This is a genomic window from Mycobacterium sp. 141 (genome assembly GCF_000382405.1).
Taxonomy (GTDB): Bacteria; Actinomycetota; Actinomycetes; order Mycobacteriales; family Mycobacteriaceae; genus Mycobacterium.
The window spans coordinates 246,229-271,220 of sequence record NZ_KB908258.1 but is presented as its reverse complement, the minus strand read 5'-3'; the positions used below and the strand labels follow the sequence as shown (position 1 = coordinate 271,220).

At 66.5% G+C, this 24,992-nt stretch carries 18 protein-coding genes and 1 pseudogene; 10 read left to right on the top strand and 9 right to left on the bottom strand.

Going from position 1 to position 24,992, the window contains the following annotated elements; all coding sequences use genetic code 11:
* Positions 1–45 precede the first annotated feature (45 nt).
* Genes H276_RS0108495 through H276_RS0108485 form a run of 3 tightly spaced genes read left to right on the top strand, consistent with a single transcriptional unit; the run spans position 46 to position 2,814 of the window.
* Positions 46–882 (top strand): carbohydrate ABC transporter permease, encoded by an 837-nt coding sequence (locus H276_RS0108495; RefSeq protein ID WP_019970874.1) that lies wholly within the window; start codon positions 46–48, stop codon positions 880–882.
* A 4-nt stretch (positions 883–886) separates the two neighbouring features.
* A complete protein-coding gene (locus H276_RS0108490) occupies positions 887–2,218 on the top strand; it encodes an ABC transporter ATP-binding protein (protein WP_019970873.1) in 1,332 nt (443 codons plus the stop codon).
* Positions 2,215–2,814, top strand: coding sequence for a suppressor of fused domain protein (locus H276_RS0108485; protein ID WP_019970872.1), 600 nt, complete (start codon positions 2,215–2,217; stop codon positions 2,812–2,814). Before H276_RS0108490 ends, H276_RS0108485 begins: the two co-directional genes overlap by 4 nt.
* Position 2,815: 1 nt before the next feature.
* Here the strand turns inward: H276_RS0108485 and corA are convergent, their stop codons facing one another.
* A complete protein-coding gene (gene corA, locus H276_RS0108480; RefSeq protein ID WP_019970871.1) occupies positions 2,816–3,922 on the bottom strand; it encodes a magnesium/cobalt transporter CorA in 1,107 nt (368 codons plus the stop codon).
* A 135-nt stretch (positions 3,923–4,057) separates the two neighbouring features.
* Here corA and H276_RS0108475 point away from each other — a divergent pair, with 135 nt between their 5' ends.
* Positions 4,058–5,260 carry an NADP-dependent malic enzyme gene (locus tag H276_RS0108475; RefSeq protein WP_019970870.1) on the top strand — a complete coding sequence of 401 codons (1,203 nt, stop codon included), beginning with the start codon at positions 4,058–4,060 and terminating at the stop codon, positions 5,258–5,260.
* Positions 5,261–5,277: 17 nt separating this feature from the next.
* Positions 5,278–6,114: a glycine betaine ABC transporter substrate-binding protein gene (locus tag H276_RS0108470; RefSeq protein WP_026356727.1), complete on the top strand. Its 837-nt coding sequence runs from the start codon at positions 5,278–5,280 to the stop codon at positions 6,112–6,114.
* Here the strand turns inward: H276_RS0108470 and H276_RS0108465 are convergent.
* Genes H276_RS0108465 through H276_RS0108455 form a run of 3 tightly spaced genes read right to left on the bottom strand, consistent with a single transcriptional unit; the run spans position 6,111 to position 8,016 of the window.
* Positions 6,111–6,935: an SDR family oxidoreductase gene (locus H276_RS0108465; protein WP_019970868.1), complete on the bottom strand. Its 825-nt coding sequence runs from the start codon at positions 6,933–6,935 to the stop codon at positions 6,111–6,113. The two genes, H276_RS0108470 and H276_RS0108465, sit on opposite strands and share 4 nt — an antisense overlap.
* Before the next feature lie 35 nt (positions 6,936–6,970).
* Positions 6,971–7,741 (bottom strand): class I SAM-dependent methyltransferase, encoded by a 771-nt coding sequence (locus tag H276_RS0108460; protein WP_019970867.1) that lies wholly within the window; start codon positions 7,739–7,741, stop codon positions 6,971–6,973.
* Between the two features lie 14 nt (positions 7,742–7,755).
* Positions 7,756–8,016: a helix-turn-helix domain-containing protein gene (locus tag H276_RS0108455; protein WP_019970866.1), complete on the bottom strand. Its 261-nt coding sequence runs from the start codon at positions 8,014–8,016 to the stop codon at positions 7,756–7,758.
* A 71-nt stretch (positions 8,017–8,087) separates the two neighbouring features.
* Here H276_RS0108455 and map point away from each other — a divergent pair, with 71 nt between their 5' ends.
* Positions 8,088–8,849 (top strand): type I methionyl aminopeptidase, encoded by a 762-nt coding sequence (gene map, locus H276_RS0108450; RefSeq protein ID WP_019970865.1) that lies wholly within the window; start codon positions 8,088–8,090, stop codon positions 8,847–8,849.
* Between the two features lie 43 nt (positions 8,850–8,892).
* Here the strand turns inward: map and H276_RS0108445 are convergent, their stop codons facing one another.
* Both H276_RS0108445 and H276_RS0108440 read right to left on the bottom strand, forming a co-directional pair.
* Complete coding sequence (locus H276_RS0108445) at positions 8,893–12,594, bottom strand: multifunctional oxoglutarate decarboxylase/oxoglutarate dehydrogenase thiamine pyrophosphate-binding subunit/dihydrolipoyllysine-residue succinyltransferase subunit (protein WP_019970864.1); 3,702 nt, start codon at positions 12,592–12,594, stop codon at positions 8,893–8,895.
* Positions 12,595–12,750: 156 nt separating this feature from the next.
* The gene (locus H276_RS0108440; protein ID WP_019970863.1) at positions 12,751–13,500 is read right to left on the bottom strand and encodes a hypothetical protein; all 750 of its coding nucleotides are present in this window, start codon (positions 13,498–13,500) and stop codon (positions 12,751–12,753) included.
* Positions 13,501–13,672: 172 nt separating this feature from the next.
* Here H276_RS0108440 and H276_RS0108435 point away from each other — a divergent pair, with 172 nt between their 5' ends.
* Together H276_RS0108435 and H276_RS0108430 are read left to right on the top strand one after the other, a co-directional pair.
* Complete coding sequence (locus H276_RS0108435; RefSeq protein WP_036460736.1) at positions 13,673–14,953, top strand: multidrug effflux MFS transporter; 1,281 nt, start codon at positions 13,673–13,675, stop codon at positions 14,951–14,953.
* A 103-nt stretch (positions 14,954–15,056) separates the two neighbouring features.
* Positions 15,057–17,036, top strand: a complete 1,980-nt coding sequence (locus H276_RS0108430; protein WP_019970861.1) for an MFS transporter — start codon at positions 15,057–15,059, stop codon at positions 17,034–17,036.
* On the opposite strand, the gene H276_RS0108425 is transcribed toward H276_RS0108430, so the two are convergent.
* From H276_RS0108425 to H276_RS0108415, 3 genes and pseudogenes are all read right to left on the bottom strand, one after another.
* Positions 17,033–20,416, bottom strand: a complete 3,384-nt coding sequence (locus H276_RS0108425; RefSeq protein WP_019970860.1) for a TM0106 family RecB-like putative nuclease — start codon at positions 20,414–20,416, stop codon at positions 17,033–17,035. The genes H276_RS0108430 and H276_RS0108425 overlap by 4 nt on opposite strands.
* A gap of 60 nt (positions 20,417–20,476) precedes the next feature.
* Positions 20,477–21,346: pseudogene (locus H276_RS0108420) on the bottom strand (hypothetical protein).
* 116 nt (positions 21,347–21,462) lie between these two features.
* Positions 21,463–21,987 carry an LppP/LprE family lipoprotein gene (locus H276_RS0108415; RefSeq protein WP_369758444.1) on the bottom strand — a complete coding sequence of 175 codons (525 nt, stop codon included), beginning with the start codon at positions 21,985–21,987 and terminating at the stop codon, positions 21,463–21,465.
* A gap of 98 nt (positions 21,988–22,085) precedes the next feature.
* On the opposite strand from H276_RS0108415, the gene H276_RS0108410 reads away from it, so the two are divergent.
* Positions 22,086–23,801, top strand: coding sequence for a DEAD/DEAH box helicase (locus H276_RS0108410; RefSeq protein WP_019970857.1), 1,716 nt, complete (start codon positions 22,086–22,088; stop codon positions 23,799–23,801).
* A complete protein-coding gene (locus tag H276_RS0108405; RefSeq protein ID WP_019970856.1) occupies positions 23,798–24,985 on the top strand; it encodes an acyltransferase in 1,188 nt (395 codons plus the stop codon). Before H276_RS0108410 ends, H276_RS0108405 begins: the two co-directional genes overlap by 4 nt.
* The last annotated feature ends 7 nt before the right edge of the window (positions 24,986–24,992 follow it).

Sequence of the window (24,992 nt, the reverse complement as noted above, 5' to 3'; positions counted from 1 at the left end):
AAGCTGACGATGCGGGCCCCCGGGCCCGAGGAGGAAGCGAGCATAATGCCTGAACGGGTAGGTGCACGGCGCGCGACCGGCTGGGTCGTCGTCGATGCGCTGGTGATTCTCTACGCGCTGTTTCCGGTGCTGTGGATCCTGTCGCTGTCGCTGAAGCCGACGTCAACGGTCAAGGATGGCAAGCTGATCCCCACTCAGATCACCTTCGCCAACTACAAGGGCATCTTCACGGGCGACATCTTCAGCTCGGCGCTGGTCAACTCGATCGGTATCGGGCTGATCACCACAGTGATCGCGGTGGTGGTCGGCGCCATGGCGGCATACGCGGTGGCCCGGCTCGTGTTCCCGGGTAAACGGCTGCTGGTCGGTGTCGCCCTGCTGATCGCGATGTTCCCGCAGATCTCTTTGGTGACACCGCTTTTCAACATCGAACGCCGGCTCGGCCTGTTCGACACCTGGCCCGGCCTGATCATCCCCTACATCACTTTCGCGCTGCCGCTGGCCATTTACACGCTCTCGGCGTTCTTCCGGGAGATCCCGTGGGATCTGGAAAAAGCCGCGAAGATGGACGGGGCCACGCCGGCACAGGCATTCCGCCGGGTCATCGCCCCGCTGGCGGCGCCCGGCATCGTCACCGCGGCCATCCTGGTGTTCATCTTCGCGTGGAACGACCTGCTGCTGGCTCTTTCGCTGACCGCGACCCAGCGGGCCATCACGGCGCCGGTGGCCATTGCGAATTTCACCGGTAGTTCGCAATTCGAGGAGCCGACCGGATCGATCGCGGCGGGCGCCATGGTCATCACCATCCCGATAATTGTCTTTGTCCTGATTTTCCAGCGGCGCATCGTCGCTGGACTGACCTCCGGTGCGGTGAAGGGGTAGTTGGATGGCCGAGATTGTGTTGGACCGGGTGACCAAGAGTTACCCCGACGGCGCAGGCGGGGTCCGGGAGGCCGTCAAGGAACTGTCCATGACCATCGCCGACGGCGAATTCATCATCCTGGTGGGGCCGTCCGGATGCGGTAAATCCACCACGCTGAACATGATCGCGGGTCTGGAGGACATCTCGTCGGGCGAGCTGCGTATCGGCGGTGAGCGGGTCAACGAGAAAGCCCCGAAGGACCGCGACATCGCCATGGTGTTCCAGTCCTACGCGCTGTACCCGCACATGACGGTGCGCCAGAACATCGCCTTCCCCCTCACGCTGGCCAAGATGAAGAAGGACGAGATTGCGGCCAAGGTCGAGGACACCGCCAAGATCCTCGACCTGACCGAGCTGTTGGATCGCAGACCGGCCCAGCTGTCCGGCGGTCAACGTCAGCGGGTAGCGATGGGGCGGGCAATTGTCCGTAGCCCCAAGGCATTCCTGATGGACGAGCCGCTCTCCAACCTGGATGCCAAACTACGGGTTCAGATGCGCGCGGAGATCTCGCGGTTGCAGAGCCGGCTGGGCACCACGACGGTGTACGTCACCCACGATCAGACCGAGGCGATGACGCTGGGGGACCGCGTGGTGGTGATGCTCGCCGGCGTGGTGCAACAGATCGGTACCCCCGACGAGCTCTACCGGAACCCGGTCAACCTGTTCGTGGCGGGTTTCATCGGATCACCTGCGATGAACTTCTTCCCGGCGACGTTCACCGATGTGGGAGTGCGGTTGCCGTTCGGTGAGGTGACGCTGAGTCCGCAGGTGCACGAGTTGCTGGCCCGAGCGCCCAAGCCGGACAACATCATTGTCGGTATCCGGCCCGAGCACCTCGAAGACGCGTCGCTGCTGGACGGGTACGCCAGGATCCGGGCACTGAGCTTCACGGTGCGTGCCGACATCGTCGAATCGCTGGGCTCGGAGAAGTACGTGCACTTCACCACCGAGGGCGCCGGTGCCCGCGCGGCCCAGCTGGCCGAGTTGACGGCCGATTCCGGCATGGGCGAAAACGAGTTCGTGGCAAGGGTTTCCGCTGATTCCAAGGTGACGGCGGGTGAGCAGTTCGAGCTGGCGTTCGACACCTCCAAGTTGGTCATCTTCGACGTCGACTCAGGCCTGAACCTCACCCGCGCGGCTGAGCCCGAGGCGACGCCTGCACTTGCCGCGGAAGCAGAAGTAGAAGCAGAAGTCGAGTCGGTGGCCGAACCGGAGACGGAGCCGGAAACTGAGACCGAGGTGGCCGACGACGCCGAGGTGACCCCGGCCGCAGAGTCCGAGCCGAAGAACGAGTGACCGACGTCCTGGCGGTTGTACGCGCGCGGTTGGAGGAGCACTTCGCGGCCGCGGGTATCACGGCCGACGCTGTCGGCGCGAGCGTCACCTTCTTGGGCACCGAACGTATCGAGGTGCTGCGCTTCGGCCCGGACCTTCAGCGCGACGGGGTGTATCACTATGTGACGCTGGGCTGTTCGCGTCACCCGATGCTCGACCCCACCGAATTTGTCGCCGACCCCGTCCACGGTCCGCGAGCCGAGGTGATGGTCTCCCTACGCGGACCGACACCGACCGGACTGGCCCGGTCGATGGCGATACTCGCCGCGGCGCCCGCGGTCGAGGGGCTGGTGCTGGAGGCCGATGCCCTGGTCGATCTGGAGACCCCGTTGTTCGCCGCGGCGCCGTTCACGGCTTTTCTGTTGGGGCCCAGCGATATCGGCGAGATTGTGCTTCCCGACCCGCTGGCGGCCGTGAATGTCTTTGCGGCGACACCGATCACCGCGACCGAGGCGGCATGGGTCCGGCTCAAGGGTGCCGATGCCATGCGTGAGGCGTGGCAGGCTGACGGTGTGGATGTGTTGAATCCGGCCCGCAGGGCGGCCAATCCGGCCTGAGTCAGAGCCAGTCGTTCCGGCGGAACGTGCGATGCAAGACCAGGCATACCGTCAGCATCAGGGTGAGGACGCCGGGATAGCCCCAGACCCAATGTAATTCGGGCATGTTGTCGAAGTTCATGCCGTATATCCCTGCCATCGCGGTCGGTACCGCCGCGATGGCCACCCAGGCCGAGATCTTGCGCATGTCGACGTTCTGCTGCATCGCCACCTTGCCGAGCGCCGCCTGCACCAGCGAGCTCAGCATCTCGTCGTAGCTGGAGATCCGTTCCGCGGCCTGGATGGTGTGGTCGTTGACATCGCGCATGTAGCGGCGCACTTCGACGGAGATGAGGTCGTTGTGGTCGGTGAGCAGCCGCTGCAATGCCAGCGTCAGCGGGCCGACGGCGCGACGCAGGTCGACGACCTCTCGCTTGAGCAGGTAGATGCTCTCGATGTTGGTCGGGGTGTCGGGGGAGAAGACGTTCTCCTCCATGACGTCGATGTCGGTTTCCATCAGATCGGTAACGTGCAGGTAGTGGTCCACCACGTGGTCGGCGATCGCGTGCATCACCGCGAACGGGCCCAGCGTCAGGATCGCCGGTGAGGAGTCCAGCCGTTTACGCACGTCGGCCAGCCCGCCGTGCTCGCCGTGGCGCACGGTCACCACGAAATCCGGGCCGACGAAGATCATGATCTCGCCGGTCTCGACGATTTCGCGGGCGTTGGCCACCGAGGCGTGTTCCACGTAGTTGACGGTCTTGATTACGAGGAACAACGTTTTGTCGTAGCGCTCCAGCTTGGGGCGCTGATGCGCGTGCACCGCATCCTCGACCGCGAGCTCGTGCAGCCCGAAAACATCTGCGACCGACTGCATCTGGTGCTCGTCGGGTTCATACAGACCGACCCACGCGAACGCCTTCTTGCCGGCGCTCTCCAGCTCGCGCACCTTGGCCAGGGCGGCCGCATGGGTGTACTTACCGGGCAGCCTCTCCCCGTCGCAGTACACACCGCAGTCCACCATGGCTCTGGCGACCGGGACATGGATCGATTTGGCATCGGCGGCGAGGGGTTTGGCCCGAGCCGCGGGACGCAGCAGTGACGGCGGTAGCGCGCGGAACGAGGGCATTCGCTGGGCCTCCCATCAGCTGTGACCCGCACCCGATCGGGCCGGTTGAATCGTACGCGCACAACCTGCCACCGGCCGCTCACGCGAGGAGAAAACCCGACCCTTCGAGTTTGGTCTGTGAAGTACCCTTGCGCGGTGCCGGAAAGTACTGACGCGTCGTCGTCTGAGGGCTCCGCGGTTACGCGCACTCCCCAAGTCGTCATCGAAGACGCAGAGATCTTCGCCGCCCACGAAGGCGGCAAGCTGTCGGTGGAGCTGAAATCGCCGCTGGACACCCAGCGGGCCTTGTCGATCGCCTATACCCCGGGCGTGGCCCAGGTCAGTCGGGCTATCGCCACGGATCGCACCCTGGCCGCGAAGTACACCTGGGCCAACCGGCTGGTTGCCGTGGTCAGTGACGGCAGTGCGGTGCTCGGCCTCGGCGACATCGGCGCGGCAGCCTCACTGCCGGTCATGGAAGGCAAGAGTGCGCTGTTCAAGTCGTTCGGCGGGCTGGACTCCATCCCGATCGTGCTGGACACCAAGGACCCCGACGAGATCGTGGAGACCCTGATTCGGCTGCGTCCCACCTTCGGCGCGGTCAACCTGGAAGACATCTCGGCGCCGCGCTGTTTCGAGATCGAGCGCCGCGTCGTCGAGGCCCTGGACTGCCCCGTCATGCACGACGACCAGCACGGCACCGCCATCGTGGTGCTCGCGGCCCTGCTGGGCGCCACCAAGGCGCTCCAGCGTGACATGCGTACCCTGCGGGTCGTCGTCCTGGGTGCCGGTGCGGCCGGTGTGGCCTGCACCAACATCATGCTGGCCAAGGGCATCACCGATATCACGGTGCTGGATTCTCAGGGCATCGTGCATTCCGGGCGGGAAGACATGAACTCCTTCAAGACCGAGTTGGCCGGGCGCACCAACCCGCGCGGGCTCACCGGCGGCGTCGCCGAGGCGCTGAACGGCGCCGAGGTGCTCCTCGGGGTGTCCGCGGGTGTCGTGCCCGAGGAACTCGTCGCGACGATGGCCCCCGGCAGCATCGTGTTCGCCCTGTCCAATCCGGATCCGGAGATCCATCCCGACGCCGCCCGCAAGCATGCCGCGGTCGTGGCGACGGGCCGCAGTGACTTTCCCAACCAGATCAACAACGTGCTGGCCTTCCCGGGTGTGTTCCGGGGTGCGCTCGACGCCGGCGCCCGGCGGATCACCGAGAAGATGAAGGTGGCCGCCGCCGAAGCGATCTTCTCGGTGGTCGGTGACGACGTGACCGTCGACCACATCGTGCCCAGTGCGCTCGATCCGCGGGTTGGGCCGGCGGTTGCTGCGGCGGTGGCGGCCGCATCGAAAGCCTGAGCAGGCTGATTTCCATCGTGCGTCGTCGATTGGTGCTGGCTCTGGCGGTCGTCCTGGTGGTCGCCGGCTGTAGTGCCCGCCCCGCGCCGGCTCCGATCGGGGTTGGGACGGGCGCCACGCCCGAGTCGACACTCGTCGGCCAGCTTTACGCCGCCGCGCTGCGTTATTACGGCAGCCCCGCCGAGGTGACCCCGGCCGAGAATGCACTGAGCGCGCTGGACTCCGGCTCGGTGACCGTCCTACCCGGGTTCACCGGGCAGCTGTTGGAGACGTTCGCGCCCGGGGCCCCGGCGCATTCCGACGAGCAGGTCTACCGTGACCTGCTCGCGGCACTGCCGGAGGGCGTCGCCGCCGGCGACTACACCATGTCGGCACAGGACAAACCAGCCGTTGCGGTGACGGAGGCAACCGCGGCCGCCTGGGGTGGCAAAGATCTGTCCGCGCTGCGCCGCAATTGCGCCAAGGTGGTGCCCGGCGCCGTCAGAGGTTCGGCCGTGCCCGCCGTGGTCGGTACCTGCCGCATGCCGAAACCTGTCGAGTTCGCCGACCGCGCAGGTCTTTTCGCCGCACTTGCGGCCGGGAAGATCAACGCGGCATGGACCACCACGGCCGACCCGGCCAACCCGTCCGCGGTGGTGGTCCTCGCGGACCGCACGGCGATGATCCGTGCCGAGAACCTGGTGCCGCTCTACCGCCGCAATGCGCTGACCGAACGCCAGATCCTGGCGATCAACGAGGTCGCGGGAGTCCTCGACACCGGCTCACTGGCCGATATGCGCCGCCAGGTGGCCGAAGGTGCCGACCCCCGCGCGGTCGCCGACGCCTTCCTGCAGGCCAATCCGCTGGGCCACTAATAGGGCAGCACGCGGCGCATGGCCGTGGAGAACAGCCGCTGGTAGCCGGAACCGGTGATCCGGACGATCACGTCGAGCACCTTGGCGTCGGCTCCGACCAGCACCCGGGCCCGATTCTTGCGGACCGCCTCGAGGATGATCTTGGCGGCCTTCTGCGGCGTCGTGCTGGCCAACCGCTTGTCGAAGAACTGCGCCAGCTCCTCGGGATCGAGTCCCTCGGCCGCGGTGGCGTTGCGGGCGATGGCGGTCTTGATGCCGCCAGGATGCACCGCGGTGACCTTGACCGGGTGCTTGGCCAACACCATCTCCTGACGCAGTGCTTCGGTGAACCCGCGCACCGCGAACTTCGCCGAGTTGTAGGCGGCCTGACCCGGCACCGCGAACAGCCCGAACAGGCTGGAGACGTTGACGATGTGACCGTCGCCCGAGGCGATCAGGTGCGGCAGGAACGCCTTGGTGCCGTTGACGACGCCCCAGAAGTCGACGTCCATCACGCGCTCGATGTCCTTGTAGCTGCTGACTTCGACGTCGCCGGTGAAGGCGATGCCCGCGTTGTTGTAGATCTGGTTGACCGTGCCGAAATGCTCGACGACCGCAGTGGCGTAGTGCTCGAACGCTTCGCGCTCGGTGACGTCGAGCCGGTCTGCCTTCACCGGTGCACCGATGGCCTTGAGCCGTTCCTCGGTGACGGCCAGGCCTTCGGTATCGACGTCGCTGATGGCCAGCTTGGCGCCAGAACGGCCCAGCTCGATGGCCAGTGCCTGTCCGATACCCGATCCCGCGCCCGTCACGACGGCGACCTTTCCGGCGAAGCCCTCCATACCCACTCCCTCATGTCGGTTGACTGGTGTCGAGATTAGCCGGTACCCGCGGTTCCGGCTAAGTCGGCCGGCTTGGTCGCGGTCACCAGGTGAGTTCCCACGTGCGGGCCGCCCCACCACATGCGCCAACCGAGGTTGCGCCGCTGCGCGTCGTGCCAGCCGCGGCTGCGTAACCGTTCGGTGTGGCGTCGGGTGTCCCAGATATCGACGATCGCCAGCCGCCCGCCCGGGCGCAGTACCCGGATCGCTTCGTCGAGCGCTCGGGCTCGGCCGACTCGGTCGGGGATGTTGTGAATGGCCAGGCTGCTGACGACGACGTCGACGCTGGCGTCATCGAACGGAAGGTCGGTCATGTCGCCGGTACGGACCTCGACCCGCTCGGCAACCCCTTCGAGCACAGCATTGGCGTGGGTCTGCTGCGGCGAGTTGCCGGTTTGGTCGGCGCGCCACAGGTCCACGCCGATCGCACGACCGTTCGGCAGTCGTTTGGCAGCGGCGAGCAGCACCGCTCCCCGGCCGCACCCGAGATCGAGCAGCGTCTCGTCGCCGCGCAGTTGCAGTTCGTCGAGGATCTCCCGCCACACCGCGAACTTCCCGCGCCGGGTGGTGTGCACGAACGACGCCGCCGTGGCTGCCAGCAGCGCGGCGGAACCGCCTGTGAGACAAGCTGTTCCGCGCCTGCCGTGAGACAGGTTGAAAGCCGTGGCACCCAGCAGGGCGGTAAACACCCCGCCGAGAATCGCGACCTGGTCGCGCGCCGACACCGTGTTGAAGTCACCGTCGAATCCGTAGTCCGGGGAGTCCATTTCTCCCACGGTAGCTACGAAGCCGCAGCGCTCACCGGCCGCCACACCTCGGCGAGGGTCTCCAATGGCAGATCGAGGACGTCGCTGAGCCCGACGATGGTGCCGAATGCGGGGGAGGGCAGACGACCGGTTTCGATCTTGCGCAGTGTCTCGGGGGATATTCCTGCGCCGCGCGCGATGTCTTCGAGGGTGCGGGCGCCCCGGGCGGCGCGCAATGCGGCGCCGAGTCGGCGGCCTGCGGCGACTTGCTCGGGGCTAAGCGGCGTACGGACCACGTCACCACGGTAGCGCCGGTATTTGTATACCGCTAGTGTTGGTATTTAAATACCGAGCAAGGAGTAGTGATGTGATCGAACTCAAGACTGACGCCGAGATCGAGAAGATGCGGACCACCGGACGGTTCGTGGCTCAGGTGCTCACCGAACTCGCCGGGCTGGCCGAAGTGGGGGTGAATCTGCTCGACCTCGAGCACCACGCCCGTGACATGGTCAAGCGTCGTGGTGCGCAGTCCTGCTACTGGGACTACGACCCGTCATTCGGGTCGGGTCCGTTCCGCAACGTGATCTGCCTGTCGGTGAACGACGCTGTACTGCATGGACTGCCCTTCGACTACACACTGCGCGACGGCGACGTGGTGAGCATGGATTTCGCCGTGTCCATCGACGGCTGGGTCGCCGACGCGGCGCGGACCGTGATCGTCGGCACGTCCGCCGATGAGGACGTGCGGCTGATCCGCGCGACCGAGGAGGCGCTCGCGGCGGGCACCGCTGCGGCACGGCCCGGCGGGCGACTCGGCGACGTCTCCGCCGCGATCGGCGCCGTCGTCGAGGCATACGGCTACTCCGTCAATCTCCAATTCGGCGGCCACGGTATCGGCCGGACCATGCACGAAGATCCGCACGTACCGAACAGCGGTAAACCCGGGCGCGGCATGCGGCTGCGGGCCGGCATGACGCTGGCGCTGGAGCCGTGGCTCGCCCGCACCACCAACCGCATCGTTTACGACCGGGACGGCTGGACCATCCGGTCGGCCGACGGATCCCGCACCGCCCACACCGAGAACACCGTCGCGATCACCGCCGCCGGCCCGGTGGTGCTCACCTGCTAGTACCGCGGACGCGGCAACAGCGTCGCGACCACGATCTCGCGGACTATCCGAATGCGAGGTCGATGATCTCCTGCTGCTCGACGGCATGCACCTTGGTGGATCCCGATGACGGTGCGCTCATGGCGCGTCGGGAGATCCGTTTGATGCCGGTGAAATACTGCGGGAGTACTTCGGGGAGGGTCAGGCCGAGGGTGGGCCAGGCGCCTTGGTTGGCGGGTTCTTCTTGGACCCAGAATTTTTCGGTGGCGTTGGGGTAGCGGTCCAGCGTTTCGGCCAGGCGGTGTTTGGGCAATGGTGCGAGTTGTTCGAGGCGCACGATGGCGATGTCGTCACGGTGGTCCTTGGCTTTGCGGGCGGCCAGGTCGTAGTAGATCTTGCCGCTGCACATCACGATGCGCCGGACCTTGTCGCGGTCGCCGTCCCCGTCGGTGTAGGTGGGTTCTTCCAGCACCGACCGGAACTTGCTCTCGGTGAAGTCGCGGATATCGCTGACCGCGGCCTTGTTGCGCAGCATCGACTTCGGGGTGAACACGATCAGAGGGCGTTGGATGCCGTCGAGGCCGTGGCGGCGCAGCAGGTGGAAGTAGTTGGCGGGGGTGGAGGGCACCGCGATGGTCATCGATCCCTCGGCCCAGAGCTGGAGGAATCGTTCGATGCGCCCGGAGGTGTGGTCGGGGCCCTGGCCTTCGTGGCCGTGGGGCAGGAGCAGGACGACGTCGGAGAGTTGACCCCATTTGGCTTCGCCGGACGAGATGAACTCGTCGATGATCGATTGGGCGCCGTTGACGAAGTCGCCGAACTGGGCCTCCCACAACACCATCGCGTCGGGGTTGCCCACGGAGTAGCCGTACTCGAAGCCGACGGCGGCGTATTCCGACAGTGCGGAGTTGTAGACCAGGAGTTTGCCGCCGGTGGGGGTGCCGTCGGTGTTGGTGGCCAGCAGTTGTAGCGGGGTGAATTCTTCGCCGGTTTTGCGGTCGACGATGACGGCGTGGCGTTGGGTGAAGGTGCCGCGTTGGGTGTCCTGGCCGGACAGGCGCACCAGTTTGCCTTCGGCGATGAGGGATCCGAGGGCGAGCAGTTCGGCGAACGCCCAGTCGATTTTGCCCTCGTAGGCCATTTCCCGGCGTTTTTCCAGGACGGGTTTGACGCGGGGGTGCACGGTGAACCCGTCGGGCAGGGCCAGATGCGCGTCGCCGATGCGGGCCAGCAGTGCTTTGTCCACGGCGGTGGCGAGGCGTTGCGGGATTTGTTGGTCGGCTTCGACGGATTCGCTGGGTTCGGCGGCGTGTTTCTCTAGTTCGCGGACTTCGTTGAAGACGCGTTCGAGCTGGCCTTGGTAGTCGCGTAGGGCGTCTTCGGCTTCTTTCATGGAGATGTCGCCACGGCCGATGAGGGCTTCGGTGTAGACCTTGCGGGAGCCGCGTTTGGTGTCGATGATGTCGTACATGGTCGGTTGGGTCATCGACGGGTCGTCACCTTCGTTGTGGCCGCGGCGGCGGTAGCACAGCATGTCGATGACGACGTCTTTGCCGAACGCTTGACGGAAGTCGATCGCCAGGCGGGCGACCCAGGCGCAGGCTTCGGGGTCGTCGCCGTTGACGTGGAAGATCGGGGCGCCGATCATCTTCGCCACGTCGGTGCAGTATTCGCTGGAGCGGGAATCCGATGGCGCCGTGGTGAAGCCGATCTGATTGTTCACCACGATGTGGATCGTGCCGCCGGTGCGGTAGCCGTCGAGCAGGGCCAGGTTGAGTGTTTCGGCGACCACGCCCTGCCCGGCGAACGCGGCGTCGCCGTGCAACATCAGCGGGACAACGGGGTACTGCCCGGAGCCGTCGGCGTCTTTGGCGTCGTCGAGGAGGTCTTGTTTGGCGCGGACCAGCCCTTCGAGTACTGGGTCGACGGCTTCCAGATGGCTGGGGTTGGCGGTCAGCGACACCTGGATGTCGTTTTCGCCGAACATCTGGATGTAGTTTCCGGAGGCGCCGAGGTGGTATTTCACGTCGCCGGAGCCGTGGGCTTGAGAGGGGTTGAGGTTGCCTTCGAACTCGGTGAAGATCTGCGAGTAGGGCTTGCCGACGATGTTGGCCAGCACGTTGAGCCGGCCGCGGTGCGGCATGCCGATGACCACCTCGTCGAGGCCGTGTTCTGCGGCCTGATCGATCGCGGCGTCCATCATCGGGATGACGGTTTCGGCCCCTTCGAGTGAGAAGCGTTTCTGCCCGACGTATTTGGTTTGCAGGAAGGTTTCGAACGCTTCGGCGGCGTTGAGTTTGGACAGGATGTATTTCTGCTCGGCGACCGTCGGCTTGGGGTGTTTGATCTCGATGCGTTCCTGCAGCCAGCGCTGCTGCTCGGGCTCGAGGATGTGGGTGTACTCCACCCCGATGTGACGGCAGTAGGCGTCACGCAGCTGGCCCAGGATGTCGCGCAGTTTCATGTACTGCTTGCCGGCGAATCCGTCGACCTTGAACACCCGGTCCAGATCCCACAGGGTCAGGCCGTGAGTCAGCACGTCGAGGTCGGGGTGGGAGCGGAAGCGGGTCTTGTCCAACCGCAGCGGATCGATGTCGGCCATGAGATGACCGCGGTTGCGGTAGTCGGCGATCAGCTCGATGATGCGGGCGTTCTTGTCGACGATCGAGTCAGGGTTGTCGGTGCGCCACCGCACCGGTTCATACGGGATGCTCAGCTCGAGGAAGATCTCGTCGTAGAACTCGTCGTCGAGCAGCAATCGGTGGATGGCGCGCAGGAAATCCCCGGATTCCGCGCCCTGGATGATGCGGTGGTCGTAGGTCGAGGTCAGGGTGATCAGCTTGCCGACGCCGACCTCGTTGATGCGTTCGGCGCTGGCGCCCTGGAACTCTGCCGGGTACTCCATGGCCCCGGCGCCGATGATCGCGCCCTGGCCGGCCATCAGCCGTGGCACCGAGTGCACGGTGCCGATGGTGCCCGGGTTGGTCAGCGAGATGGTCACCCCGGAGAAGTCCTCGGCGGTCAGCTTGCCGTCGCGAGCTCGGCGCACGATGTCCTCATAGGCCGCGATGAACTGGCCGAACGCCATGGTTTCGCACCGCTTGATCGCCGCGACCACCAATTGGCGGTTGCCGTCTTTGCCGGGCAGATCAATGGCCAAACCCAGATTCGTGTGAGCTGGTGTGACCGAATTCGGTTTGCCGTCGATTTCGGCGAAGTGCCGGTTCATGTTCGGGAACGCTTTGACGGCTTGCACGATCGCATAGCCCAACAGGTGGGTGAAGCTGATCTTGCCGCCGCGGGTGCGCTTGAGGTGATTGTTGATCACGACCCGGTTGTCGATCATCAACTTCGCCGGGATCGCGCGCACACTGGTCGCCGTCGGCACCGTCAGCGAGGCGTTCATGTTCTTCACCACCGCAGCCGCCGCACCACGCAACACCTGCGACTGGCCATCGACCGCCCCAGACACCGACACCGCCGGCGGCGCAGCGGCTGCCGGAACCGGGGTCACCGGGGCGGCCGGCGCTGCCGAGGTGACCGGCGCAGTCGGGGCGGCCGGAGCGGCTTGCGGGGATGCCGCCACCGGGGGGGTTGGTGGTGCGGACTGGCCGTTGGCGGGTGCGGTGTCGGTGGGCTCAGGTGAGTAGTCGACGAGAAACTCGTGCCAACTCGGATCCACAGACGACGGATCCTCGCGGAACTTGCGATACATCTCCTCGACCAACCACTCGTTCTGCCCGAATGGTGAAGGTGAACTGGTCACGGCAGCTGTTCGCCTCGATTCTTGGTCTCGGCAAGCCGTGGCAAGGAGGCTCGCCGCTCGTCTTCTCGTTTATCCGCGGTGACCTACTTGACCGCCGTCTAAAGGCTAGCGCCTCCGAGCCGACAGCGACCACGGCACCACCAGATGTCTGTGCTTTCAGGATCGGGCCGATGGCAGCACGCGGAGAGTCGTGGGCCACCGTGGCGGGGGCGGGCCGAACGCCTTCTGCGCGTTGCCGATGATCTTCTTACCCATCAGCCGATTGCCGACGCCGCCGACGACGGCGCCGACACCGACCGGCAGCATCTTGCCCAATGCCATGGCACCACGCTTGAGGGTGTACTTCTTGACGAAGAACCGCATCAACCTGGAATTGAGTTGGGTCACCGCGGGCAGCGGCAGCGTCGCCGCACCATCGGACAACCAGGCGCCGCTGGTTCTTCCAGAGCCCAGCAGATCGGCTATCGCATGCTTGCTGTCGTCACCGACGAGGACCGCGAGCACCAGCGCGCGCCGGCGCTCCTTATGGTCGGCGGGAATGCCGTGGACCTCGGCGGTGGCGAGGACGAACACCGCCGTCGCCTCGAGGAACACCACGGTCTCGCCGGCGACCGCCGAAAGAGCGGTCAAGGTGCCGATACCGGGAAACGCCGCGGCCGAGCCGACTGCGGCACCGCTGGCCATCACGGCGGCGACGTAGTGCTTCTCCAGCCGCGTGACGATCTCGGCCGGGGCGGCGTCGGGCCGCTGGCTGCGCAGCCGGTCGACGTAGGCCTTCACCGCCGGCGCCTGCACGCGGGAGCTGCGTTCGATGATCGCCGAGAGCACCTTCGCGGCGGCACGGGGATCCTCGTCCGCGCCGTCACGGACTGCCGGCAGCTGTTTCTTGGTGGACCGAGCGCTCACTTCGGGGCCTCCCCACATGCGGGCCGACAAACATCGGCTGACTGTCCAGGCTAACGCTTACGGAACGAGCAGTGCCGGGTGTCGGGTTTCCGGCAGTGACAGCGGTCACGGTTGCTGAGCAGGGGACCCGCTCGGCGGAATAAAAAATTGGAATGCGTAGCTGACCTGCTTCATGGCATCATCGCCCCACGTGGACGAGACGACAGCCAGCCAGTTCGATCACTCCTCGCGTCCGCCCGGCCGCACTCGGATGATTCTGGTGCTCGGCGCTCTCGTTGCCCTCGGTCCGCTCACCATCGACATGTATCTGCCGGCGTTGCCGAAGATCGCCGACGAGCTCACGGTGTCGTCTTCGGTCGCGCAACTCACGCTCACGGGAACGCTGGCCGGGCTGGCTCTGGGCCAGCTCATCGTCGGCCCGCTGTCGGATTCGCTGGGCCGTCGGCGTCCGTTGATGGCGGGCATCGTGCTGCACATGGCGGCATCACTGCTCTGTGTCTTCGCCCCTAACGTCACGACCCTCGGCTTGGCACGAGGCCTGCAGGGCATGGGTGCTGCGGCAGCGTCGGTGGTGGCCGTCGCCGTCGTCGGTGACCTATACAAGGATTCGGCTGCTGCCACTGTGATGTCCCGGCTCATGCTGGTGCTCGGTGTGGCACCGGTACTTGCGCCTTCGCTCGGCGCGGCGGTGCTGTTGAAGGGTTCGTGGCACTGGGTGTTCGTCGCTCTGGTGGTGCTGGCGGGTGCCCTGTTGTTGACGGCTGCGCTGGCGCTGCCCGAGACCCTGCCGGCCGCGCACCGGCGGTCATTGCACGTCCGCAGCATCCTCGGCACCTACGCCGAACTGTTGCGGGACTCCCGATTCGTCATCCTGGTGCTTGTTGCCGCCCTCGGCATGTCCGGTTTGTTCGCCTACATCTCGGCCGCGCCGTTCGTGCTGCAGGGGCGTTACGGCCTGGACCAGCAAGCGTTTGCGCTGGTGTTCGCCGCGGGTGCGGTGGCACTCATCGGGTCGACGCAGTTCAACGTGGTGCTGCTGCGGCGGTTCACCCCTGTGGCGATCACCGTGAGCGCGTTGAGCGCGGCGTCGGTGGCCGGTCTGTTGTTCATCGGGCTCGCGGTGGGACAGATCGGCGGGCTGGCCGGCTTCCTGCTGCCGGTGCTGGCCATCCTGGCGGCCATGGGACTGGTGATCCCGAACGCTCCCGCGGTCGCGTTGTCGCGGCATCCGGACGCCGCCGGGACTGCCGCGGCGCTGCTGGGCGCGGCCCAATTCGGACTCGGCGCAGCAGTCGCGCCGGTGGTCGGCGCGCTCGGCAACGGTGCGCTGGCACTGTCGGTGGTGATGACCGCAGGCGTGGTGATTGCCCTGTCGGCGCTGCTGATGGTCGGCGCGCGGCGGGAGGACACGGCAGGCGGGATCATCCCGGCATCCGTCATCGAACCGGCCTGACCGATGGCCCCCGTCACCTCGACTTGTCGGGAGGATGGTGGGTCCGTAGCGTCGGCTGGGGCATCACCACCCGCTGAGCCGATTGCCCGCACTTGCTGATCACATGTCCGAGACATTGAACGCCCGCTTCACGGGCCCCACTGCCAGCCACAACCCGTGGAACGCGTTGTGGGCGATGATGGTCGGCTTCTTCATGATCTTGCTCGACGCCACCATCGTGGCCGTCGCCAACCCGACCATCATGCAGCGCCTGGGGGCCGGCTACGACGGCGTGATTTGGGTCACGAGCGCCTACCTGCTGGCCTACGCCGTGCCGCTGCTGGTGTCGGGGCGTCTCGGCGACGTGTACGGTCCGAAGAACCTCTACCTTGTGGGGCTGGCGGTTTTCACCGCGGCGTCGCTGTGGTGCGGGCTCGCCGGCAGCATCGGGATGCTGGTCGCCGCGCGGGTCGTGCAGGGCATCGGTGCAGCTTTGCTGACACCCCAGACCCTCTCGACCATCACCCGGATCTTCCCGCCCGCGCGGCGCGGCGTGGCGATGAGTGTGTGGGGCGCGACGGCCGGCGTGGCCACGCTGGTCGGTCCGCTGGCGGGCGGCATCCTGGTCGGCGGGCTGGGCTGGCAGTGGATCTTCTTCGTGAACGTGCCGATCGGGATCATCGGATTCGGTCTGGCGATCTGGCTGGTGCCGGTGTTGCCGACTGCCCCGCACCGGTTCGACCTGCTCGGCGTGGCGTTGTCCGGCATCGGCATGTTCCTCATCGTGTTCGCCCTGCAGGAGGGGCATTCCCACCACTGGGCGCCCTGGGTGTGGGGCACGCTGGCCGCCGGCGTCGTGGCGATGGCCGGCTTCGTTTACTGGCAGTCGGTCAACACCGCCGAACCGCTGATCCCGTTGCATATCTTCACCGATCGGGATTTCAGCCTGGCCAATGTCGGGGTTGCGACCATCGGGTTCGCCGTGACCGCGATGATCCTGCCGCTGATGTTCTATGCGCAGTCGGTGTGCGGGCTGTCTCCGATCGAGTCAGCGCTGCTGACCGCCCCGACGGCAATCGCCAGCGGATCGCTGGCCCCGTTGGTGGGCCGCATCGTCGATCGCTCGCATCCGCGGCCGGTGGTCGGTTTCGGCTTTGCCGCCACGGCGATCGGCCTGACCTGGCTGTCGATCGAGATGACTCCGACCACGCCGATCTGGCGACTGGTGTTGCCGCAGGTGTTGGTGGGCGTGGGGATGGCGTTCATCTGGTCGCCGCTGGCCGCCACCGCGACCCGCAACCTGTCGCTGCGCCTCGCCGGTGCCGGCTCGGGTGTGTACAACGCCACCCGGCAGGTCGGGTCGGTACTGGGCAGCGCCGGCATCGCGGCCTTCATGACATGGGAGATCGCACGGCAGATGCCGGGGCCCGCCCCGGTGGTGCCGCGGGCCGAGACGGCCGCGACGGTCCTGCCGGGATTTCTGCACGAGCCGTTCGCCACGGCGATGGCGCAGTCCATGCTGCTGCCGGCGTTCGTCGCGCTCTTCGGGGTGGTTGCGGCGTTGTTCCTGCGCGGCTTCGGTGAGGTTTCCCGCGCGGTCTACGACGATGCCGAAGACGATGCCGACATCGATGACGTCGGTGACATTGATGACCTCGGTGACGAGCCGACCGACGTCCTGCGCGTGGTGGGCCTGGCCAACCACCACCTGCCCGAAGACCCCGACGACGACGAGTACATCGAGTACACCGTGGCGTGGGAAGAGCCGGTGGTCGAGCCCGCACCGGATCCGGTGACCGAGCCGCTGCCTGCGCCGGTTGTCCGGCCGGTCGACCCGCTGACGTCCTCGGTACCGCCCGCTGCCGGCCCCGAGGCCGACGATCCGTGGCAGGCCATTCTCGACCAGCTCATGGCCGATATGCCGGCGAATTCGTCTGATGAGCTGATCGGCTACGCGCACAACGGGTCTCATGTCGATTCCGAGCAGCATTTCCGGCGGATGGAACCGCCGGGCGGGGCACACCGGCGGGTCAACGGCAACGACTATGGCGGGGACCCCGACGACAACCGGTCCTACGGCAGGCACTCGCGCCCGGGGGATTAGCGCTCGCCGAGCGCCAGGAACGCTCCCAGCTCTACGACGCCTGCCGGGGTGGCCGGCAGATAGTCGGTGAGCGCCGCGGATCGCACGATCACAGCGGTGTACTTGGCCCGGCTCACCGCTACGTTGAGCCGATTGCGGTTGAGCAGGAACGAGATTCCGCGTGGAACATCGTCGATCGACGACGCAACCATGGAGATGAACACCACCGGCGCCTGCTGGCCCTGGAACTTGTCCACTGTGCCGGCCCGCACCTCGGTCAGCCCGGCGGCATCCAGCTGCCGGCGCAGCATCACCACCTGGGCGTTGTACGGCGTCACGACCAGCACCTGCTCTTGCGTCAGCGGACCGCTGCCGTTCTCGTCGGTCCATGTCGAGCCGAGCAGCCGGCCGATCTCGGCGACTATGGCACCGGCCTCTTCCGGGCTTTCGGTGGCATCGCCGTCGTGCTCGACGGTCAGCAGCCGCACCCCGGGCTCATAGCCGTCGAGCCGGCGGGCCCCGGTCAGCGTGTCCACCGAATACAGCCGATCGGCATAGGACAACCGCGACACGGCTGCACACACCGCGGGATGCATGCGATACGAGCGGTCCAGGAAGTAGCCCAGTTCCGCGGGCAGAGTGTGGTGATCGCCCACCAGCCAGCCCAGCGCCGAGGTGTCGACCGGCTCGGGGTGCGTGCCTGCACTGACTTGCGGCAGCTGCTGCGGGTCGCCCAGCAACAGCAGATTGGCTGCGGCCGGTGCTACGGCGATGGTGTTGGCGAGGCTGTATTGGCCGGCCTCTTCGACGACGAGCAGATCCAGGCTGCCCGGGGGCACCCGCGCCGCGTTGGCGAAATCCCATGCGGTGCCGCCGATGACGCATCCCTGGTGATCAGAGATGAACGCCGGGTAGTCTTTCTCGTCGAGCTCGGTCCAGCACGGATCGTCGCTGCGGCCTTTCTTGGCGACGCGCGCCGCATCCACGCCGGCCTTGACGATATCGCGAAAGAGATTCTCCACCACCGCATGTGATTGGGCCACCACGCCGACGCGCCAGCGGTGTTCGTTGACCAACCGGGCGATCACCGCAGCGGCCGTGTAGGTCTTGCCGGTGCCGGGCGGCCCGTGCACGGCCAGGTACGACGAGTCCAGATCCAACAGCGCCGCGGTGATCTGCTCCTCGACGCGTCGGTCATCGTGGGGGATGGGTGCGCCGCTGCGGGTCCGGGGCGGCCGGCGCAGCAGTACATCGACGACGCCGGTGGCCGGCAACCGAGGCAGACCCGCAGCGATCTGGGTCGCCGTGGTTTCGATCGATTCACGCAGCGCCGTGGTGCGGATCGGCGGCCCCGGCGTCAATGCGAACGGGGTTTCACCGAATACGGGGCCGCCCTGAGGTTTCCGCTCAATAACCAGCACCTCGGTCGGCGCGGCCGGGTCGTCGCAGTCCAGCACCTGCACCGATCCGAACGCCCTGCGCTGCAGATCGTAGAGCGCATACATCTCCCGGCCCAGCTCGCCGTTGGCCAGCATGCCGCGCAGCAGCACCTGCCGTTGCGGTTTGCGGGCCCGGGGCGGGGTGTGCCAGTCCGTGACGACGGTCGCCGTCTCGGCGACGAAAACCCCGGTGCTGTCGGCCCATTCGTCGACCGGATGGTTCAGCCGATCGAAATGCCCCCACCAGTACGGCTTGTCTTCACGGCGGTGGTAGCCGCGGGCAGCCGAGATCATCGCCACCGCCTGCTGCTCGGGGCGGCGTTCGCCGTACCCGACAAACCGTTTCAGAGTGCGCGCCAGCTTGTCCTCGGGCTCGGTCGGGCCTCCGTCGGCCACGGGTTGGGCGCCCAGAGGAGGCACGGCCGACTCGATGGCCCGATTGATCAGCCAGTCACGCAGGTTGCGAGTAGAGACGCAGTCATACCGGTTGTAGTCCTCGATCTCCTTGAGTACGAGCGCGGCGTCATCGTGGCGCTCGTCGGCGCGCAGAGCGCAGTACTTTGCGTACTGGGTGATGGAGTCGGTGGCCGTGGTGACGTCCCCGTCGCGCAGCTGCGCTCCCATGTACAGCGGTTCAAGCGATTTCAGGCTGTAGTTCTTCGTCCCGATGCGAATGCTCTTGCGCACCAATGGATACAGGTCGACCAGTACGCCGTTGCGGAGCAACTCGTCGACGGCGTCCTCGCCTTCGCCGTAGCGTCCGGCCAGCCGCAGCAGGGCCGTCTTCTCGTAGGCCGCGTAGTGGTAGATGTGCATGTTCGGGTAGCGCTTGCGTCGCTGGCGCACGAGTTTGAGGAAATCGCGCAGCGCCTGGCGTTCCTCGGCGCGGTTGTGTGCCCATAGCGGGTGAAAGTCCTCGGCCTTGGTGCCAAGCACGCCGAACATGTACTCCAGGCCCCACTGCTTGCCGTCGTCGGTCCACAGCGGGTCGCCCTCGAAATCGAAGAACAGATCACCCTTGTCAGGGTCGGGCAGTTGCATCAGCGGCTGGGCGTCGATCACCTGGAACGGCGGCTTGCCGTCGACCTGCTCGGCGCGCTGCAACCGCGCCTGCGCCGTCAGATTGGTCAGGATGCGGGGATGCAGACCGGCGACGGGGCCCTCGTGGCGGGCGAGTCCGGCCACCGTGGTGATGCCGGCGTCGATCAGCCGGGCCCGCTGGCTCACCCTCATGCCCGCGACCAGCAACAGATCGTCGTGTGCGCCGACCTGCTCAGCGCACTCCGGGCAGCGGAAGCATGCCCGGACATCGTCGTCCCAACTGACCGGCCGGCCGGCAGCCAGGTGCTCGTCGAGCAGGCGCTGCAGGGCAGCGCGGCGCGGTCGGTACACACCGAGCAGTTCGTCGACCGGGTAGGACGCGACGGCGCTGTCTCCCAGCACCAGCTCGACCTCGTCGTCGACCGGCACACCCGCGGCGGTCAGGCTCTGGTGATAGGCCGCGAGTTGCAGCAGCGCCTCGACCTTCACCGAGCGGGCCAGTTTGGTGTCGCGCAACTTGTAGCGTTCGTCGGCCCCAGATCCGGTCAACACCAAGAAGTCGGCGAAGCCGGCGAATCGGCCGTCGAACATCGCGGCCTGATAGATCACGGGAGCGCGGCGACGTACGGCATCGAGGGTCTGTTCGGCGGCGGCAGTCAGCCCCGCAACTGTGTAGGCGGGCCTGCCGATCACCGTCACAGAAGTGTCGGAGCGCAGCTCGTCGAGGTGACGCTGCTCGTGCTCGTCGCCGAGTTGGGCGGTGCGAGCCAGCAATTCGTCATCACCGGAAAGCGCCGGACCCCACCCGAGCCGGGCGTCGAACGAGCGCAGCAACGCGTATTCGCAACGCGCGGCCGCTGCGAGGTCCGAGGCGCTGTAGATGACCGTCCGACCTTCCCGGCGGCCCTCGGTGACGAACACGTTGTCACTGTAGGTGGGTGGTCCGACAGTCGTGTTGGCGCGAAACAGCGTGGAGGGTTGTTACGCCGCCGTCGAAGCGGCCATGGCTTCACGCTCGCGGCGAGTCCATGCTTCACGCACCCGACTGAGGATGTCGCGCGGACGGTCCTCCTTGATCACGCGAATGTGTAGCCACCCCTGGCGCCGCACCCTCCGTAACCGCTTTTCGTCCCACACATAGCGGCCCCGTTCGGCCTGATGCTGCTCTCCGTCGTACTCCAACCCGATCATCATGTCCTCCCAGCCCATGTCGAGGTAGGCGAACGGGAAGCCGTCGGGCTCGAGCACCGGAATCTGGGTCTGTGGCCGCGGATATCCGGCATCCATCACCAGCAGGCGGAGCCAGGTTTCTTTCGGTGATTGGGCGCCGGCGTCCAGCAGGGTGAGTGCCTCCCGCGCACGGCGTACTCCACGCGCACCTCGATAGTGCTCGACGAGCGGTTGCACGTGTTCAGAGCCCAGACCGGTGGTTCGTGCCAGCGCGTCGAGATGAGCCACCGCCGCCTCCCGTGGCAGATAACGGCCGAGGTCCAGTGCAGTTCGCGGGATGGCGGTGACTGCCATTCCGTTGATCTCGACCACCTCGTGGTCGCTGAGCCGGTCGTTGTGCGTGACGATGCCGCGCGGCGGACGGTTGTTTCGCCAGATGAGTTCGATGGGGGAGTCCTTGTCGACATATTCGGCGCCGTGTAGCGCGGCCGCGGCTCGACCGGTGATCACGGCACGCTGACCCGACCACAGCCAGGCGCCGACTGTATTGGCATAGAGCGATGGCTCGGCCATCCGCGGTTGGTAAATGTCGGGATATATCGACCGTTACGCAGCCCTCAAGCGGCCCCTGGTCAGTTCGCCTCGTGCTACCGCTTGGCTGCCTACGAATATCGTCCCCATGCCGCGATCGTGGTCACGGGATCCGACAAGCCGCGTCAAAATGAAGCCATGGCTGCGCAGGCGTGGCTTAAGCGACCATCAAGGCTATTTCGCGGAGAAAGAGAGAAAGTCCGTACTCAGGTATTGCCCATGAGCTCCACGCCGTTGCCGTTCCACCGGAACTTCACGACGCTGGCCAGCCCGTGGAGGCCACCCGAGTACTGCAGGGCCACGGTGTCGCCGGTGCTCGTGGTCTTGTCGATCCCGTTGAATCCGTAGGTGTCGGGAACCCCGGTCGGGATGAACTTGCCGAGGTGGAACAGCACGGCGCGGGTGTTCGGATTGGGTGCGTTGGTGTTGGCCCGCACGATGACGGCCGACAACTGCGCGCATTCGTTGTAGTTGCCGGCCATCGGCTCCGGGCTCCAGGCCTGATTGCTGCGCGGATCGCGGGGGAGTTCGGATACCGCCCTGGCGATCTCGGGGGCGGCGAGGTTGACCGCGCACGGATCCGGGGCTGCGACCGTCGGCGTCGACGGTGCTTCAGTCGTGGTCGCCGGGGCGGTTGTCGGGGCCGGATTCGCGGACGGTTCCGGTGTTTTGGAGACGGTGGAATCCCCCGAACCGCATCCCGCCACCACGAGCACAGCCGCCGAGATCATCAAGATCTCTTTCACAGTTGGGCAACCTACCCTGATCGTTGCGGCGGATCGGGCAGGCGCGGCGGCTCGGCCGCCGACTGGCACTAGACTCTGTCCCGATGACCTCGCCAGATTCGGATACCGCAGACACCGAACCGACCTTTGCCGACCTGCAGATTCACCCAGCGGTGCTGCAGGCTGTCGCCGACGTCGGTTACGAGTCGCCTTCGGCGATCCAGGCCGCCACCATTCCACCGATGCTGGCCGGCTCCGACGTCGTCGGCCTGGCGCAGACCGGCACCGGCAAGACAGCGGCCTTCGCCATCCCGATCCTGTCCAAGTTGGACACTTCCAGCAGGGCCACCCAGGCTCTGGTACTGGCGCCGACGCGCGAGTTGGCACTGCAGGTGGCCGAGGCGTTCGGCCGCTACGGTGCGCATCTGCCCGACGTGAACGTGCTGGCGATCTACGGAGGCTCGTCGTACGGGCCGCAGCTCGCGGGGCTCAAGCGCGGTGCGCAGGTGGTCGTGGGCACCCCGGGCCGGGTGATCGATCACCTGGAGAAGGGCCGGCTGGACCTGTCCCACCTGGACTACCTCGTGCTCGACGAGGCCGACGAGATGCTCCAGATGGGCTTCGCCGAGGATGTCGAACGCATCCTCGCCGACACCCCCGAGTACAAGCAGGTCGCGTTGTTCTCGGCGACCATGCCGCCGGCTATCCGCAAGATCACCAGCAAGTACCTGCATGATCCGGTCGAGGTCACGGTCAAGGCGAAAACCGCCACGGCCGAGAACATCTCGCAGCGCTTCATCCAGGTGGCCGGCCCGCGCAAGCTCGATGCGCTCACCCGCGTCCTTGAGGTCGAACCGTTCGACGCGATGATCGTTTTCGTCCGCACCAAGCAGGCCACCGAGGAGGTCGCCGAGCGGCTCAAGGCGCGTGGTTTCTCGGCGGCAGCCATCAACGGCGACATCGCTCAGGCTCAGCGCGAACGCACCATCGCCTCGCTCAAGGACGGCAAGCTCGACATCCTGATCGCGACGGACGTGGCCGCCCGCGGGCTGGACGTGGAGCGCATCAGCCACGTGGTCAACTACGACATCCCACACGACGTCGAGTCCTACGTGCACCGGATCGGCCGCACCGGACGGGCCGGGCGTTCGGGTGCCGCACTGCTGTTCGTGACGCCGCGGGAACGGCATCTGCTCAAGTCGATCGAGAAGCACACCCGGTCCAAACTCGTCGAGTCCGAGCTGCCCAGCGTCGACGACGTCAACGCACAGCGGGTTGTGAAGTTCCGCGATTCCATCACCGACGGGCTCAGCGCGCCCGGCATCGAGCTGTTCCGCCGGCTGATCGAGGACTACGAGCGCGACAACAACGTGCCGCTCGCCGACATCGCCGCGGCGCTGGCACTGCAATCGCGTGACGGCGAGGCGTTCCTGATGGTCGAGCCGCCACCGGAGAAGCGCCGTGAGCGCGACGACCGGCCGTCGCGTGAGGACGGCCCGCCCCGCAAACGACACGAGACTCGCAGCGATCTCGCGACATACCGCATCGCGGTGGGCAAGCGGCACAAGGTCGCTCCCGGGGCCATCGTCGGCGCCATCGCCAACGAAGGCGGCCTGCACCGCAGCGACTTCGGGCACATCTCGATCCGGGTCGACCATTCGCTCGTCGAACTGCCCGCGAAGCTGCCGCACAGCGTGTTCAAGGCGTTGGAGAACACCCGCATCCAGGGTGTGCTGATCGATCTCCAGCCGGACCGTCCCCAGCGTCGGGACCGCGACCGTCAAGGCGGTGCATCCAGACCCCACCGGAAGGCCAAGTGACGCTGTCGAAGGGCGTCAAGGGGCTACCCGACCAGGGTGGGCTGGAATCGGTTTCGGTTTCCACCACCGATCGCGTGGCCTCGCTGACCGGTATCCGTGCGGTCGCCGCGATGCTGGTGGTGCTCACCCACGCGGCGTACACCACGGGCAAGTACGGGCAGGGCTACCTAGGGCTGGTGTACTCGCGGGCCGAGATCGGCGTGCCGATCTTCTTTGTGCTGAGTGGTTTTCTGCTCTTCCGGCCGTGGGTGAAGGCGGCTGCCGACTCCGATGGTCGTCGGCGGTCCGACTCCGAAGACGCCGAGTGGCCGTCCGTGCGGCGCTACGCCTGGCACCGGGTGCGACGCATCATGCCGGCGTATGTGGTCACGGTGCTCATCGCCTATTTCCTGTATCACTTCCGCACGGCCGGGCCGAATCCCGGCCACACCTGGGTGGGGTTGTTCCGGAACCTGACGTTGACTCAGATCTACACCGACAACTATCTGTTCTCGTTTCTGCACCAGGGCCTGACCCAGATGTGGAGCCTCGCGGTTGAGGCCGCGTTCTACGTGGCGCTGCCGCTGCTGGCATATCTGCTGCTGGTGGTGTTGTGCCGGCGGCAGTGGCGGCCGGGCCTGCTGCTGGTCGGCTTGGCTGCGCTGGCCGCGGTGTCGCCGGTGTGGCTGACCATCGTGCACCACACCACGGGGTTGCCCGACGGCGCTCGGTTGTGGCTGCCGACGTATCTGGCGTGGTTCGTGGCGGGCATGGCGCTGACGGTGCTGAGGCAGCTGAAGGTGCGGGCCTACGCCATGGCGTGCCTGCCGCTGGCGGTGGTGAGCTACTTCATCGTGTCCACGCCGATCGGTGGTGCGCCGACGACGTCACCGGCGGGACTGGGCGAGGCACTGGCCAAGACCGTGTTCTACGCGGTGATCGCGGCGCTGCTGGTGGCGCCGCCGGCACTGGGCGACCGCGGTTGGTACGTGCGATTTCTGGCCAGCCGCCCGATGGTCTTTCTCGGCGAGATCTCCTACGAGATCTTCCTGATCCACCTGATCATCATGGAACTGGTCATGGTCGAGGTGCTGGAGCATCCGGTCTACACCGGATCGATGATCGACCTGTTCGTAGTCACCATGATGCTCACCATCCCCGCCGCCTGGCTGCTGCACCGGTTCACTCGAGTTAGGGTAAGCTAACCTAATA

Bases quoted from the DNA above. Each gene is read 5' to 3' on its own strand.
- H276_RS0108490 (WP_019970873.1), top strand. From the start codon at position 887: ATGGCCGAGATTGTGTTGGACCGGGTGACCAAGAGTTACCCCGACGGC.
- H276_RS0108410 (WP_019970857.1), top strand. From the start codon at position 22,086: ATGACCTCGCCAGATTCGGATACCGCAGACACCGAACCGACCTTTGCC.
- H276_RS0108495 (WP_019970874.1), top strand. From the start codon at position 46: ATGCCTGAACGGGTAGGTGCACGGCGCGCGACCGGCTGGGTCGTCGTC.
- H276_RS0108430 (WP_019970861.1), top strand. From the start codon at position 15,057: ATGTCCGAGACATTGAACGCCCGCTTCACGGGCCCCACTGCCAGCCAC.
- H276_RS0108415 (WP_369758444.1), bottom strand. From the start codon at position 21,987: ATGATCTCGGCGGCTGTGCTCGTGGTGGCGGGATGCGGTTCGGGGGAT.
- H276_RS0108435 (WP_036460736.1), top strand. From the start codon at position 13,673: ATGGCATCATCGCCCCACGTGGACGAGACGACAGCCAGCCAGTTCGAT.
- H276_RS0108465 (WP_019970868.1), bottom strand. From the start codon at position 6,935: ATGGAGGGCTTCGCCGGAAAGGTCGCCGTCGTGACGGGCGCGGGATCG.
- corA (WP_019970871.1), bottom strand. From the start codon at position 3,922: ATGCCCTCGTTCCGCGCGCTACCGCCGTCACTGCTGCGTCCCGCGGCT.
- H276_RS0108460 (WP_019970867.1), bottom strand. From the start codon at position 7,741: ATGGACTCCCCGGACTACGGATTCGACGGTGACTTCAACACGGTGTCG.